Origin of the sequence: Borreliella bissettiae DN127 (assembly GCF_000222305.1) — a bacterium.
GTDB classification, from domain to species: domain Bacteria; phylum Spirochaetota; class Spirochaetia; order Borreliales; family Borreliaceae; genus Borreliella; species Borreliella carolinensis.
The window spans coordinates 15,513-30,294 of record NC_015903.1; the positions used below are offsets into that span (position 1 = coordinate 15,513).

Sequence of the window (14,782 nt, forward strand, 5' to 3'; positions counted from 1 at the left end):
ATAATATACGTATAAAAATAAAAAATTAAAATCGAGGATTGAAAAAATGGATACTATTAAATTAACAGAACTTCTTATCAATTTAAACGAAATTAAACTTATAGCCGTAATGATTTTTGTAACCGTGCTGGTTCTGGGAGTGTTAATTCTTCTTAAGCCTTTATTAAAAGACATATTGACTATTGTAATAGGCAAGATTTTTAAGAATGGCAATGGTAATGGCAAAAATCACATTAAAAAAAGAGATTAACTTATGAAATTATCTAAAGATAATGTTGAGCTTGGACTTACGTCTTTATCAACCCTTATTGATATATTTTCTAAATTTGAAGACGAATTTGATGAAATTGCACATAAAGGATTCTTTTTGGTTTATGAGCTGTATTCTCATTATAAATTAATCTATACAGCAAATATGGAAAGACTTGAGAGTGCATTAACCCCAGCAATAAATGCGGCACTCGCTCCATTAAATGCAAAAATCAATCAATGCATTGATTTGGTTAATTCTGATGAAAAAAATCTCAAAATATCTAATGATCTAAAATTCAATCAAGAAGGAAAACCTATCTATAAGGAAAGAACAAATAATGCAAAATAACACTATTGGTTTGGGGCTTAATTTACTATCCAGCTTAACTAACATAGCTAAAACTGATACAAACATAGATCATAATTACATTAATACTTTTAGTAAAGTAATAGATTTTTTCTACAAAACATATATAAGCACACTAAAATCTATGGAAACAGCTGAGTCAATGAAAATATTTGAAGAAATAAAAGATATTTTAAAATACAATATTGAGATAATAGAGGCTATCTCTGCCGACAAAAATAAAAAAATTATTACTTCACTTAAAGCAACACGTAACAAAATTATGAAAGAATACATCAAAATGCTTAAAAGGAGTGAAAATGCTTAAAAAATTGCATTCTCTACTAATTGTTTTGTTGTTATGTTGTACTACTATTGCTAGCCTACAAGAAGAACCAAAACCTCCACTTATTCAAACACTAAACTCTTTAGCTAAATATGAAACACAACTTTCAGAGTATGTTATGTATCTTGTAACATTTTTAGCTAAAACAAAAGTTAAAGTTAATGACCCAAATTATCCAGAATATCCTTATCCAGACTTATCAACACTAAAAGACGAACACTCCATAACTGCAGTAAAACATAATATCAACATATATTTAGAGTACATTAAACAAACAAAACCAATAGCGGAAAAAGTATATAATAAATATTCCCAATTAAAAATGTAAATTACAAAAAGGTTTTTCTTGCAAGAAATTCTACTTTACATATAAAAATCTCTAAGGCCAATCAATCTAAAATAGTGTATAATATGACTATAAAGGAAAATTTTATGGAAACAGTGTCAACAAATATTGCTGGTGTAAGTCAAGAACAAATATATAAAGAATTTCTTAGACTGGGTATGGAACAACTAATAGCACAAGATTTATCTAAAAGATATTATCACAATGAGCTTACATATAGAGATTTAGAAAATTTAGAAAAACAATTTGATATTAAATTTGATAATCTTGTTTCTGAAATTTCTTACGTAGAAAAGAATTTACAAAAAGATATATCCAATTTAAATACTAAGATAGATTCAGTAGAAAAGAACTTACAAAAGGATATATCTAATTTAGACGCCAAGATTGATACTGTAGAAAAGAATTTAGACATTAAGATTGATACTGTAGAAAAGAATTTAGACATTAAGATTGATACTGTAGAAAAGAATTTAAATGCCAAAATAGATAGTGTTAAAAGTGAACTTACTGCTAAAATCGATAGTGTTAAAAATGAACTTACTGCTAAAATAGACAATGTAGAAAAGAATTTAATGTCTCTTTCAGAAATGCTTAAATGGGTATTGGGAATTATGGGGGCAATGTCTATAACAATGATAGCAGGGCTAATATTTGCTTTTATTTCCAAATAGCTACTACCTCACTTAAAACATATCAATTCAAATAATAATTGTTTATCCAATATTTAGTATTAATAATTGATTTATTAAACATTATTAATAAAAAAAGGAGTAACAATGAAAATCATCAACATATTATTTTGTTTATTTTTACTAATGCTAAACGGCTGTAATTCTAATGATACAAATACCCAACAAACAAAAAGCAGGGGAAAGCGTGATTTAACCCAAAAAGAAGTACCACAAGAAAAACCAAAATCCAAAGAAGAACTACTTAGAGAAAAGCTATCTGAAGAACAAAAAACACACCTTGATTGGTTAAAAACTGCTTTAACTGGTGCTGGAAAATTTGATAACTTTTTAGAAAATGATGAAGGCAAAATTAAATCGGCACTTGAACATATAAAAACTGAACTTGATAAATGTAATGGAAATGATGCCGAACAACAAAAAACTACTTTCAAAACTGTGGTTACAGAATTCTTCAAAAGTGGTGATATAAACAATTTTGCAGCACAAACAAATAGTACCTGCAAGGGCTCCTAATAGCTATTAGGCCCCAAATAGGGGGCTTTAATATTGCTATGCTACAAATATCTCATCAAACCGTTCATATTCTTTTAAGACACTAAAGAATATTAATGGGCTAGGGCCATAAGCAGTTCGCTTAAACGCCATAAACTTTTCAAAATCTTGTAAATCCTTTAATCTATTATTTTTCTTGAAATAGTTTTTTATAATCTCCGCCCAATAGTTTACACTCTTAAAATCACTATTTTTCTCAAAATACGAGATTAAATCAGATTCAATAATTTTGATATCATAAAAATTATTGGGGTCTATATTCTGAATAAAGCTTATTTTTTGAATAATTGAATTTATATTATCTTTTATTGTAGGGCTATTTACCCAATCTTTTATATTAGACAACGCTTCTTTAAAAACACCGTAATAATAAAGCCTATCTTTTTTTTGTTCTTGCTTAATGTCTCTTTTCTGGTTTTAAATAGTGTTATTTTTTTGAATTTGATTAATCTCTTGTTTTTGTTCTTGCTTTTGATTAACACTAACTTGTCTGCTAGGCATAGAATTTCTGTTTTCGTGATTATTGTAAATAGGAGCTGCATCAGTATCAAATTCACTTTTTATGCAAAGATGCCCCACTAAAGCGTACCTTTTGAAATAAGTAATAGCTGATCCAACAAATTGTGGCATTGTATTAATATTTTTAGACCCATTTTCACTGTTCCATTGTAATTTATCTGTATGAATTCGCGTATCAAATGAGTATTTGTACACAGTGCTTGTACTGTAGAATGTAGTCCTAATATAATCAACTATGCCATATTGACCCTCTACAGAATTTGGATCTTGCGTAAAAAAAAGATCCAAATTATGCTTATCAATAACGCTATAAATTACTTCTACTATGTCATTGAAATCTTGATACTTATACCCATAACCTTTAAGACTTTTGTGTCAATACGCGGCACGTTTCTGATTAGAGTTTTCATATCTTTTCTGAAGTTTATTTCTGCTTGAATATTGTCTTGATAATTGTTTTTGTTTGAAACATTGTCCATAATGTACTCCTTTTATAGTTATAAAAATAAATATATAGCAAAAACTATTTTTGCCAACTTCTTTACAAAAATTTTTACAAAAAAATAGGGCTTAGCTAAATCCTCTTGTTAAAGAACTTCGCTAAACCCTTTTATTATTTTTTGCAAATTACTATAAAAGGTAGCCAAACTGAAACATGTTCAAATAACTACGCTGATTGTAGTGTAGCCCATTTTAAAATTAAAATCAATTTGTATTTTTACTAAATTACAAAAAGTATATTAATTTAACAAAATTAATAATTAAAATTTAATATTTTTTTAGAAAAGTGTTTACTTTTAAATCAAAATTGTGCATCATATTACTTATAATTATTAATAACTATAAAAGGAGCAAAAACATGAAAGATGTTTTCCCAAACACAAAAAGTCCAACTTGCCACAACAAACACCAACACAAATTAATATCTCTTACTTCAACACTAGATTTTCTAAACAAAAAAGATAAAAAATACACACAACAAAACATACTCTACTACTTTAATGAAAATCTTAAAAGAAATGGTCTAGCTCTCACTACTTTAAGAACAATGCAAAATTATCTTTATAAATTAGAAAAAGTACTAAAAGTTACAACTAATTACTACCAACACATGGGGGTAAATTGTGGAACTGAAATTTACTATAAGCTAAAGTATCCTAAAAAAGAATGTTACCAGAAAATCAACAAGTACTTTAAAGAACGAAAAAACTCTAGATTTAAATCTAGAGTTAATAACCATTTTAAAGACAATATTTCTATAAATGGTAGTGTAAATTCAGTGGAGTGTATAAATAATAAAAATAATATAAAAGAAGAAAGAAAAATTAAACAAAAAGAAAAATATCAACTAAGAAATTATTTCAATAATTGTAATTTTAAAACGGAAGAAGCTCTTTCTATTTTGAATTTAAATGCTGATAAAAATACGAAAATTGAAGCAATGAATATCTTAAAACAAAATGAAATTGCTCTAATAAAACGTTTTAGTATAAAAAAATCTTGTATTGAGGAAAAGCAAAACACATTAAAGAACATTCTAAATAACACTCAGAAAGAATTTGAACAAAATGGATATAATTCGGAACAATTAAAAATAAGTTTGCAAAAAGTATACGAAAGTTACAAATTTAAACCCCATTTTATTATTGAAAATCACAAATATAACGATTTAAACAACATAAAACGCAAATTGGAAAAGTCGATTGAAAGAAAAAAACAAAATTCTCAACAAAATTATCAAAATTTAGAGGCAAACATTTTCAATATCCTTATTGAACGACTAAAAAAAGAAACAAATATTGAAATTCTAAAGCCTATTATCAAAGAATATTTGAATAAACAAAAGAAAATAGAATACAATAAAGTATTTGGTATATATTATCTTGAATTATTAGAAATAATAAGAAAACAAAAAAAATCTTTAAACACAGAAGAATTTAACTTAAAGGCCGTATAAGGATTTAAATGTGGAAAATGTACCAGAATCTATTGAAACTGTAAAAAAAGGCAAATGTAAGGTTGAGTGTCAAAATAAAGAACGCTTTATTTTAATTGAAAAAGAAAATGGGAAAGCAATGTACCATACAAAAATAATGATGGACATTTACAAATTTGGAATTTATGAGAAAAAACATGAATTTAGATTATCATTGAGGGCCTTATTTAATGGGGAAAGAATTGTTGAAGAAACTCACTTGTACCCAATTAAAGAAGGAGACAAGTTTATTGGTATTTTTTATGGTTATAGAAAACCAATTAAAAAACCGTTAATAAAGTATCAAATAAACGGAACTAGAAAAGCATATGCATTAGCAAGGGCATATTATATGGAATTTAGATTTAAAGCAGGAAGTGTTTTTTGTTATTTTAAGGGATTATATCGTTTATTGGATAAAAAAAGAACAAACAATCACTACAACAAAGTTTTATTTAGTATGTTTACAGATTTAGAACAACAAGTATATAAATTTTATGGGAAAAAATACCCCGAACAAGGACCGTTAATCAAATGGATAATAAAAAACCTAAAATAATAACAATAGCGTCAATTAAGGGTGGTGTTGGTAAAAGCACAACTTGCATAGCATTGGCATTTTTGTTATCAAGAAAAAATAAAGTATTGTTAATAGATATGGATACTCAAGCATCAGTCACCAGTTACTATCAAGAAAAAATACAAGAAGATAATATAAATTTAAAATTTAACAATATATATGAAGTTTTGGCCAATGACTTAGATATTGAAAAAGCAATTGTAAATATTGAAGACAATTTGGATTTATTGCCAAGTTATTTAAGTTTACACATGCTTAATGAAATCGAAATAGAATTTAAAGACTTGCTATTAAAGTCAAGTTTAAGCTGTTTTAGCAGTGATTATAAATATATAATATTGGATACAGCCCCTAGTTATGATATTGCATTTAAAAATGCAGTGTTTAGTAGCGATTATATTATTGTTCCAATAATAGCTGAAAAATGGGCAGTTGAGTGTTTAGATCTATTTGATTATTTTTTAAATAAATTGGGATTAAAAATCCCAGTATTTTTGCTTATAACAAGATTTAAAAAGAATAATACGCATAAGGAATTTTTAAATTTATTGAAGAATAGGGGGGATTTTTTAGGTATTATATCTGAAAGAGAAGACTTAAATAAGAATATAGCTAGCAATTCTAGGTTTTCCTTAGAAAAGGATTATATGCGTGAATATAAAAATGCTATTAATAAATTTTTGGATTATTTAAAAATAATGGATAAGGTATAAAATGGGCTAATTTAGTTTGTCCTAAATCAGGATAGCTTATTAATGACAAAAACTTTTTATTTGAGGTGATATTATGTTGGTAAAAATAAACAAAAGAAATTTAGAAGAAAAGGATAACGAACAATTAGAATATTATGAAAAATTAAAAAATAAATTAGTAAATAATTTTAAAAAAGAAATTTTTCATAAAATAGAAGTTATTAAAATTCTAAAAGAGATAAAAGATAATGAATATTATAAATTAGATGGATATACAAGTTTTAATTCTTTTGCAAAAAATTATAGAATAGCAAGAACTCAGGTGTATGACTACATTAGAATAGCGAATGCTATGGAAGAAGGGCTTTTAGAAGAGACATATATTATAGAAAATGGACTTACTATGTCTTTATTATCAATAAGAGACAAAGAAAGTTCATCATTTAAAAAATCAAAACAAAATCCAATAAAACCCTTAAGATTTCAACTTAAAAGCAAAGAAAGTTATGCTTTTTACAAAAGCAATGCTAAATTTACAGGATTTTTATTAGATGAACTTTTTGAAAGTCAAAAAGACTTGATTAATAAATTCTTAAGAAGATATAGGCAATTAAAAGGATAGTAAGGATATTTTATGGCTAATTTAGCGTACAGAACATATAATATAGAAAGTATAAAAAATGAATTTCTAAACATAGGGTTTAGTGAAGAAGCAATAGATTTTGTTTTTCTTCATAATGAAAATTATAACTTTGAAGTTTTAAAAGAAAAAATAATCGATGTAGAAAAAAATTTGAGAAAAGATATATCTAATTTAGATATAAAAATAGATAGTGTTAAAAATGAACTTATTGCCAAAATAGATAATGTAGAAAAGAGTTTAAATCAAAAACTTAGCATGGGTAACAGACTAGTATATTTTATGATAATAACAGCAGCAATTTTAGGGCCAATTTTGAATGCCCTATTTATAAAATATTTACAAGGTGGTAAATAATAATGTATTGTAAAATTTGATTCTATTTTTAAAATGGTATATTATAATATTGATGAAGAGTATTGCCAATTAACACTTAATTTTTGCTTTTTCATAAAGTAGAACTTATTTGAATTTTTTAACAAGAGAATTTAAATAAGTTCTTTTATTTTAACAAATACAAATTGATTTTAATTCTAAATTGGGCTATACGCAATTGTTGAAAAGCTTTTTAAAATAATTTTTAATAAGTGAATTCGATTAAGCCCCAACTTTATTAAGTTCTTTAACAAGAGAATTTAATAAAGTTTCTATTTTATTATAATAGGAGGAAATTTACTCCATTTATGTTATTATAAATCCAATTTAGCTTGGGCTTAACTATGTTCTCAAACAAAAGAACTTAGTTAAGCTCTTTTGTTAAAATTTTTTTATAAAAAGCTCGACAAAAACCATTTTTGTTATATATATATGTAAATAGCTAAAAAAGTGTATTGCTATCAAAAAATCCAATTAAGTTGGGTTTAGCTAAGTTCTTAGACAATAGAATTTAAATAAGCCCAACTCTTTTTTTGTAAAAATTTTTGTAAAGAAGTTGGCAAAAATAGTTTTTGCTATATATTTATTTTTATAACTATAAAAGGAGTACATTATGAACAATGTTTCAAACAAAAATAATCCACAAGAAAATATTCAAGGAGATCTCAAAATGATGAGTTTTAATCAACAAAGTTTTACTGGATGTGAAATATTTGAGGAAAAATCTTCTCCCATTAAAGAAAAAAGTAAATTAAGCAAGATAGGAAAGAAATTACCCGGAATAAGTAGTCAAGAGTGTTTTAGATTTAATCGAAATATTGATTTTAGTGTGCAAAGAAATGAACTTGATAGATACGGTGCTAGTGAAGTAGGCAATGTTTTGATTGGAGGTGCAGGACTTAAAGACTTGATGATTAACAGAGTGCTTAAATATTTTGGAATGAGCCTACCTTATGAAGAGAATTTGTATATGCTCAAGGGCAAAGAATTAGAGAATTTAGGATTTAGAGAATTTATTAAAGCACATGGTGATAATATTGATATTTTGTATAAGAACAAATATGCCAACGGTGTTGATAAGTATAATTATTACAAGAAAACTGGTAAATCGGAAATGTTTGTTGGATCAACAATTGATGGTTGGTTTATAAATAGTAACGGCACTGCAGAGCTTTTAGAAATTAAAAGCAGTGATTCTAATTATATGAGCAGTGCTATTGCTGAATACAATAAAAATGGCAATTTTTTAAGCAGTAAATATTTTTTCAAATATTATGTGCAGGCACAAATGCAACTAGCATGTACTGGACTTGAGTATTGTAATTTATTCTTTTTAATAGATGCAGCACCAGTTAACTGTAAGATTAAGAGAAATGATGGCTTGATAGCAAAAGTGCTTGAATATGTTCACAAATGCGAGACGGAAGCTTTTAACATAAGAACTCAAATATTTAAAAATAATAATATCAACTTACAAACATTAAATAATGATAATAATGAGGTGATAAAACTAGTTGAAGATTTAGTAGAAAGAAGTGAATTTTATAGTTCTGGAGTTGAGTTTGATTGGGCAAGAGAATTTGTAGAATATGTTGATTGTGTAGAGCTTGAAATTACGGATAGGCAAGTTGCTGAAAATCTTGCATGTGATCTAATGGAAGTTGATAGTGCAAAAAAAGAATTAAACAAAATGCAAAACGAACACAAAAAAAGAGAAAAGTATCTTAAAGATTTAATCAAAATGAAAACCTACAATATTACGAATATATGTCCACTAATTGAGCACGTAAATTATAGATTTAGAGAATTTGTGTTTACCCTTGATCCTAAGAAAAGGGCAATATCAGATAGATTAAGGGGACTGCTCCCAACAAGTGGAGCATTATTTTTCCCAAGCAATATAGCATTTGCAAATACTGTCAGTGTCCCCATGTGAATGGGTGCACTAAAAAATTAAAGAAATAATTTAATATAGGAGAGGAAATCAATGATTATTAATAAAATAAAACAAGACAATAGAACTTTAAGACCAGAGATACAAAAATGGGGGTGTTACTTTTTGTGTCTACATTACTATACAAGTCTATTTAAGAAACGTGAATTTAATGCATATGAGATAAATTCAGCGTATTATAGGTTTATAGGACTTGGCTACATTAAGAGTAATTGTTTTATTATAAATCCATGTATGATACTTAATTATTACGGAATTAGAAGTAGTGTGAGATATGAGTCTTTAAATTATTTGGGTGCAGCAAATGAATTTGAAATAAGTGAAGTTAAAATTGATAAGGTTAATGGGTATCACTTTATAGCAACAAAAAATAAAGAAATATTATATGATTCACTTGACTTAAAGCCTCGTGGGAAAATATTTAAAGTAACTTCAAAGCGTATATTTAGGCTAAAGTAGTTTATTTAAAGTTTAAGGTACTTTTTAGCACATTCATAAGCTTGAATTTTATTAGCAGAAGATAGGCCGTAGATATTATCAATTTCATTGGTTGAAGAATATTTCATAAGTTCTTTAATTTGAAAAGAATTGTAACCGCTAGATTTCAAATTTGAGATAAATAAATTTCGACACAAATGGAGAGATTTGTTTACACGAAACCCTGACTTTTTAAGAAGATTTTTAAATTTATTAGAAATATGGATAATGCTAATTTGGTTGTCTTTAAACTTATGTTTGGATTTTTGAAAAAAATAAGTACGTCTTGTATCAAGATTTTTCTCATTAAAATGATTTTTGTGTGCTGTTTGGATAGCCTCGAACTCTTCTAAGTTGATAACAATTTCTCGAATGCAAGTGACATTTCTTTTTTTTGCCACATTTACTTTTATGTTGTATAAAGTTTTTCCGGTTTTGCTTAAAAAGGGAGTAATATCTTGCATTTTTACTTTTTGAAGTTCAGCACCCCTGCACCCACTTATTGCGAGTAAATGTAAAAACCAACCAGATATTGGATCAGTTTGTTTAAGGGTTTTGATGCATTTTTCAATTAGTTTGCCAATTTTTGGGGTCAAATAAAATTTAGGAGTTGGTTTTGAAGTTTCTTTTTTATTTTTGGAAGAATTTTTTAGAGAATTTTTAAGAATTTTATTTTCATTTACCACATTTTGATAATCTTGAAATAGTTTGAGCATAAAATCTATGTTGAAATTATTTAAATTAAAATAATTATTCATGTCCATAAAATCCTCTCCTTATAAGTGTTACTTTTAGGTTAAGTAAAAGCAATAAAAATAGATAAAAAATATAATTTATATTTTACCAAAAACCTAAAATTTTAGTCAAATTTAAAGTGTTCTCATTGCATGCAAAATTTGGATTGTAGGGTGGCTGTAATAAATAGAAGTGTCAATTTCTGGGGGGTGGACTTAAGAAAGATAGTATACTTTAAGTGATATATAGCAAAGACTTTGAAATTTAAGTTGTATGTGTTGTGTAGTCTTTTGTAATAGGTAGGGCATTTGCAATGGAGAGATTTTTAGGGATTGGTTAAAATTACATTTGCGTTTTGTTAATATGTAACAGCTGAATGTAACAAAATCAAATAGTTAAATCTTTAAAAAATTGCAATTATTTGGTGTTGCGTTATCTTTGAGACTTACGGAGTAACTTATGAATAAGATAATGAAAATATTTATTATTTGTGTAGTTCTTGTTTTGATAATTTCTTGCAAAAATTATGCAAGTGGTGAAGGTTTAAAACAAATAAAACAAAATGCAGAAGGAAAAATTAAGGGATTTTTAGATATAAAAGATAAAATTATTTCAAATGGTCAAAAATAGATGAAGTATCAAAAAAATTACAAGAAGAAGAATTAATGCAGGGCGATGATCCTAATAATGGTGTAATAAATCCGCCGCCAGTATTGTCGGCAAGTGGGCAAGATAATGCCCCGATATTAAAAGCAGAACAACAAAGTGGTGGTCAACAAGAAGAAGGGAAAGTAGGAAAAGCTAAAGAAGCTGAAGCTAAAATTGATGGGGGAAAAGAAAAACAAGAAGAAAAAGAGGAAAAAACAGAAGATGAAAAAGAAAAACAAGAGAATACAGAAGGAAATGCTAAAGAAAAAGAAGTAACATAAGAACAAAAAAACAAGAATTAGCTAAGGCTAAAGCAGAAAAAGAAAAAAGAGAAAGAGAAGAGGCGGAACAACAAAAACGACAAGAAGAGGAAGAAAAAAGGCAAGTTTATAGCAAAATTAAAACACTTACAGCTAAAATAGAGAAAATTAATGAAAATATTGATAATATAAAAGATCAAATTAGTGTAGGATCACAGGGCATTATAGATGGAGTTATGGGGTCTGTGTATGATGATTTTACCAATGGTAATAATTCTATACGCAAAACTTGGGGAGATTTAGAAGAGGAAGTATCCGCAGAATTAGGAAAGTTATTAAAAGAATTGAGTGATACTAGAAGCGAGTTAAGAACTAAATTAAATGAGGGCAATAAAGCATATTTTGCTGATAGCAAGGAGGAGCCTTCTCTAAAAGAAAATGTAAATATTAGTGAAATTAAAGAAGATTTAGAAAAATTAAAATAGAAAATTAGAAGAAGTTAAAGAATATCTTAAAGACGAATCTAAATTTGAAGAAATTAAAGGATACATCGCAGAAGAGTGATTTTTTGTAATAAATAGTTTTAGATATAAATAAATTTTGTATACACAAAATAACAGCGAGTTTGAAAAATAACTAGCTGTTATTTTTTTGTAGATTTCATTGTTATGAATATAGAAATGTTTTCTATCAAAATTTTCATTCAAAAAGTGCCAAAAACTATTGTTAAAAATATTGTTTATTTATATACTCTCTAGAGTTATGATGTATCTAAATAAGATTTCAGATTTTTATGATTGTTTAAGCCCAGGCACAAAAAAGGAAATAAGCAAACTTTATGGAGTTAAACAGCTAACTCTGGAGCAAAAAAAGAATTTTTACAGAGGTTTTGTATCAATACGAGAATACAAAAGAAAAACCGGAAAAAGCTTTGATAAAATCATAAATGATATTGTAAGCTCTGTAAAAAATTTTATTAAAGACGTTCTGAAAGATAAGCACATAATAGAAAAGTATAAAAATTTTCAAAATATGAAGTTTGATTGTAGATACAAAAAAGGAATGCTAGAGAAATGTTTGAAAAAAATGGGAGAGAAATATTCCGATCGGTTTTTGAGTATTGTTTCTGATATTATGGGTGAGATTGGTAAAAAAGATCCAAAACGAGAATCAATAGCTGTGTTCTCGACTTTGTAGAGATATTATTTATAATCATGCACTACTATGGTAAGGGAATTTGCACAAGGAAGTATCTTGTAAAAACAATGAAAGATTTTTACCAATTGGTATAGTCAAGTTATAACAAAATTTAATAAATTAATTAATCGATATTTTTAAATCAATAAAAGTCAATAAATATCAAACAGCTATCAACAGATATCAACAAGACAATAGTTTATGTTAACAATTTACAAATTGAATTACTATTTAGAGAAACAATTTGTTAATTTTGTTATTTTAGGAGAAATTTTTTTGAAAAAAGGTAAAAGGTCTTTTGATGATTATGTTGCATATTTTAGCGAGGGATTATTAAGCGATGTAGAAATAGCAGACAAATTAGGAGTTTCTAAAGTAAATGTGTGGAGAATGAGACAAAAATGGGAAAGTGGAGGAAATTTTATTAACGAGGACTCTAGAGTAACAATTAGTGAAGATACTTTTGAACACCTTTTGTCGCAAACCTTTAGATCAGAAGTTAACGCTAGGAAAGTTAGAAGCGAATTGGATGTAGAGGGGGCTAATTTAGAATTAGGATTTATAAATGCATTTAAGCAATATTCTAGTGTTGAGCTTGTTAGCATGCATACTAAAATAGAAAATTTAAGAGCCGAAATTGACGCTTTAAATAAAGCAAGTAGTAAAAAAAACAAGCAAGTTGTTAATGGAGAAATTGATTCTTTAAAAAGCGAGCTTGATGAATATGTAAAGGAGTGTTCAATAAGAGAAATGGAGCTTTACTATGAATGTATGAAAAAACTTGCAACTGCTAATGAAGCTGAAAGCAAAAGCAACTACAAAAATAGTAAAGGGCACAAGTGAACTTATATCAAACAAAACTTTTTACAACACTCCAAAAGGAATACAAAAATAAATATGGAGTTGACATATCACAATTTGTAAAGCTAACAAACTGCTCAATTAATTTTGCTAAGTTTGAAGAAAAACAGTTAACTTTAAAACAAAAAAATGTGATAAAAAGCATACAAAAGAATAATGAAAAGAAGATTATACTCAGTGGTGGTATAGCTAGCGGCAAAACGTATCTTGCATGTTATCTTTTTCTCAAAAGTTTAATTGAAAATAAAAAGGTATACTCTAGCGATACTAATAATTTCATTATTGGCAATTCACAACGTTCAGTTGAAGTTAATGTTTTGGGGCAATTTGAAAAGCTATGCAAACTTCTTAAAATTCCTTATATTCCAAGACATACAAATAATTCATATATTCTGATTGATTCACTGCGTATTAATCTATACGGAGGAGATAAGGCAAGTGATTTTGAAAGGTTTAGGGGTAGTAATTCGGCACTTATTTTTGTGAATGAGGCTACAACTTTACATAAGCAAACATTAGAGGAAGTCTTAAAAAGACTTAGATGTGGACAAGAAACTATTATTTTTGATACTAATCCCGATCATCCGGAACACTATTTCAAAACCGATTATATTGATAATATAGCGACTTTTAAGACATATAATTTTACAACTTATGACAATGTTTTACTTAGCAAAGGATTTATAGAAACTCAAGAGAAACTCTATAAAGATATCCCATCATATAAAGCAAGAGTTTTGCTAGGTGAATGGATAGCAAGCACCGATTCAATTTTTACACAAATAAATATTACTGAGGATTATGTGTTTACTAGTCCAATAGCATATTTAGACCCAGCATTTAGCGTTGGGGGGGGATAACACTGCATTATGTGTTATGGAGCGGGTTGATGATAAGTATTATGCTTTTGTATTTCAAGACCAACGACCAGCCAATGACCCTTATATTATGAATATGATCAAGACCGTTTTAGAGAATTTTAATGTACATACACTGTATTTAGAGGACAGAGACAATACAAAAGGTGCTGGTGGATTGACTCGTGAATATATTTTGCTAAGAAATAATATGAGCCAATATTTTAGAATTGTTCCAGTTAAGCCAAAATCGAATAAATTTAGCAGAATAACAACGTTAATTACGCCGTTTACTTACAAGAAACTTTACATTACAAAGTACAGCAGTTCTTCTGTATTTAATGATATTTATTCGTATAAGGGGGATAATAAAACCCATGATGACGCTCTTGATGCAATATCTGCAGCATATTTGATGTTGTCTTTAGGATATAGAGAGAGAAGTGTTCACTTTGGCAACCAAAGATTTTTGTAA

Annotated in this window: 15 protein-coding genes and 4 pseudogenes; 17 read left to right on the forward strand and 2 right to left on the reverse strand. The window is 27.3% G+C overall.

Features of this window, described 5'->3' with window-relative positions; all coding sequences use genetic code 11:
* Positions 1-46 precede the first annotated feature (46 nt).
* From blyA to BBIDN127_RS04500, 6 genes are all read left to right on the forward strand, one after another.
* Positions 47-250, forward strand: a complete 204-nt coding sequence (blyA, locus tag BBIDN127_RS04475) for a holin BlyA (protein WP_002658481.1) — start codon at positions 47-49, stop codon at positions 248-250.
* A gap of 3 nt (positions 251-253) precedes the next feature.
* Entirely contained in the window at positions 254-601 is a 348-nt protein-coding gene (locus BBIDN127_RS04480; RefSeq protein WP_014017460.1) for a BlyB family putative holin accessory protein, read from the forward strand.
* On the forward strand, positions 591-926 hold the full coding sequence (locus BBIDN127_RS04485) for a BlyB family putative holin accessory protein (RefSeq protein WP_014017461.1): 336 nt from the start codon (positions 591-593) through the stop codon (positions 924-926). The genes BBIDN127_RS04480 and BBIDN127_RS04485 overlap by 11 nt, the downstream gene beginning before the upstream one ends.
* Positions 919-1,272 carry a BBA14 family lipoprotein gene (locus BBIDN127_RS04490; protein ID WP_014017462.1) on the forward strand — a complete coding sequence of 118 codons (354 nt, stop codon included), beginning with the start codon at positions 919-921 and terminating at the stop codon, positions 1,270-1,272. Before BBIDN127_RS04485 ends, BBIDN127_RS04490 begins: the two co-directional genes overlap by 8 nt.
* Before the next feature lie 83 nt (positions 1,273-1,355).
* On the forward strand, positions 1,356-1,964 hold the full coding sequence (gene bdr, locus BBIDN127_RS04495; RefSeq protein ID WP_081462130.1) for a Bdr family repetitive protein: 609 nt from the start codon (positions 1,356-1,358) through the stop codon (positions 1,962-1,964).
* A 105-nt stretch (positions 1,965-2,069) separates the two neighbouring features.
* Complete coding sequence (locus BBIDN127_RS04500; protein WP_014017464.1) at positions 2,070-2,498, forward strand: Mlp family lipoprotein; 429 nt, start codon at positions 2,070-2,072, stop codon at positions 2,496-2,498.
* A 36-nt stretch (positions 2,499-2,534) separates the two neighbouring features.
* Here BBIDN127_RS04500 and BBIDN127_RS07570 read toward each other — a convergent pair.
* A pseudogene (locus tag BBIDN127_RS07570) lies at positions 2,535-3,535 on the reverse strand (ERF family protein).
* A gap of 380 nt (positions 3,536-3,915) precedes the next feature.
* Between BBIDN127_RS07570 and BBIDN127_RS04510 the strand changes: the two are divergent.
* From BBIDN127_RS04510 to BBIDN127_RS04540, 7 genes are all read left to right on the forward strand, one after another.
* The gene (locus tag BBIDN127_RS04510) at positions 3,916-5,013 is read left to right on the forward strand and encodes a plasmid maintenance protein (RefSeq protein ID WP_014017467.1); all 1,098 of its coding nucleotides are present in this window, start codon (positions 3,916-3,918) and stop codon (positions 5,011-5,013) included.
* A gap of 10 nt (positions 5,014-5,023) precedes the next feature.
* Positions 5,024-5,590 (forward strand): DUF226 domain-containing protein, encoded by a 567-nt coding sequence (locus BBIDN127_RS04515; protein WP_014017468.1) that lies wholly within the window; start codon positions 5,024-5,026, stop codon positions 5,588-5,590.
* Positions 5,566-6,324, forward strand: coding sequence for a ParA family protein (locus tag BBIDN127_RS04520; RefSeq protein ID WP_014017469.1), 759 nt, complete (start codon positions 5,566-5,568; stop codon positions 6,322-6,324). Before BBIDN127_RS04515 ends, BBIDN127_RS04520 begins: the two co-directional genes overlap by 25 nt.
* A 73-nt stretch (positions 6,325-6,397) precedes the next feature.
* Complete coding sequence (locus tag BBIDN127_RS04525) at positions 6,398-6,925, forward strand: chromosome replication/partitioning protein (protein WP_014017470.1); 528 nt, start codon at positions 6,398-6,400, stop codon at positions 6,923-6,925.
* 12 nt (positions 6,926-6,937) lie between these two features.
* On the forward strand, positions 6,938-7,300 hold the full coding sequence (bdr, locus tag BBIDN127_RS04530) for a Bdr family repetitive protein (RefSeq protein ID WP_014017471.1): 363 nt from the start codon (positions 6,938-6,940) through the stop codon (positions 7,298-7,300).
* Between the two features lie 631 nt (positions 7,301-7,931).
* Positions 7,932-9,254, forward strand: coding sequence for a DUF244 domain-containing protein (locus BBIDN127_RS04535; RefSeq protein ID WP_014017472.1), 1,323 nt, complete (start codon positions 7,932-7,934; stop codon positions 9,252-9,254).
* Positions 9,255-9,305: 51 nt separating this feature from the next.
* Entirely contained in the window at positions 9,306-9,731 is a 426-nt protein-coding gene (locus BBIDN127_RS04540) for a DUF261 domain-containing protein (protein WP_014017473.1), read from the forward strand.
* A gap of 5 nt (positions 9,732-9,736) precedes the next feature.
* Here the strand turns inward: BBIDN127_RS04540 and BBIDN127_RS04545 are convergent, their stop codons facing one another.
* The gene (locus tag BBIDN127_RS04545) at positions 9,737-10,513 is read right to left on the reverse strand and encodes a tyrosine-type recombinase/integrase (RefSeq protein WP_014017474.1); all 777 of its coding nucleotides are present in this window, start codon (positions 10,511-10,513) and stop codon (positions 9,737-9,739) included.
* Positions 10,514-10,943: 430 nt separating this feature from the next.
* Between BBIDN127_RS04545 and BBIDN127_RS04550 the strand changes: the two are divergent.
* The 4 genes and pseudogenes from BBIDN127_RS04550 to BBIDN127_RS04565 all read left to right on the forward strand — a co-directional run bounded on the left by BBIDN127_RS04550 (position 10,944) and on the right by BBIDN127_RS04565 (position 14,782).
* A pseudogene (locus BBIDN127_RS04550) lies at positions 10,944-11,956 on the forward strand (ErpC protein).
* Positions 11,957-12,157: 201 nt separating this feature from the next.
* Positions 12,158-12,684: pseudogene (locus BBIDN127_RS04555) on the forward strand (DUF643 domain-containing protein).
* Between the two features lie 181 nt (positions 12,685-12,865).
* Positions 12,866-13,432, forward strand: coding sequence for a DUF603 domain-containing protein (locus BBIDN127_RS04560; protein ID WP_014017480.1), 567 nt, complete (start codon positions 12,866-12,868; stop codon positions 13,430-13,432).
* Positions 13,429-14,782, forward strand: a pseudogene (locus BBIDN127_RS04565) (PBSX family phage terminase large subunit). The gene BBIDN127_RS04560 and the pseudogene BBIDN127_RS04565 overlap by 4 nt, the downstream one beginning before the upstream one ends.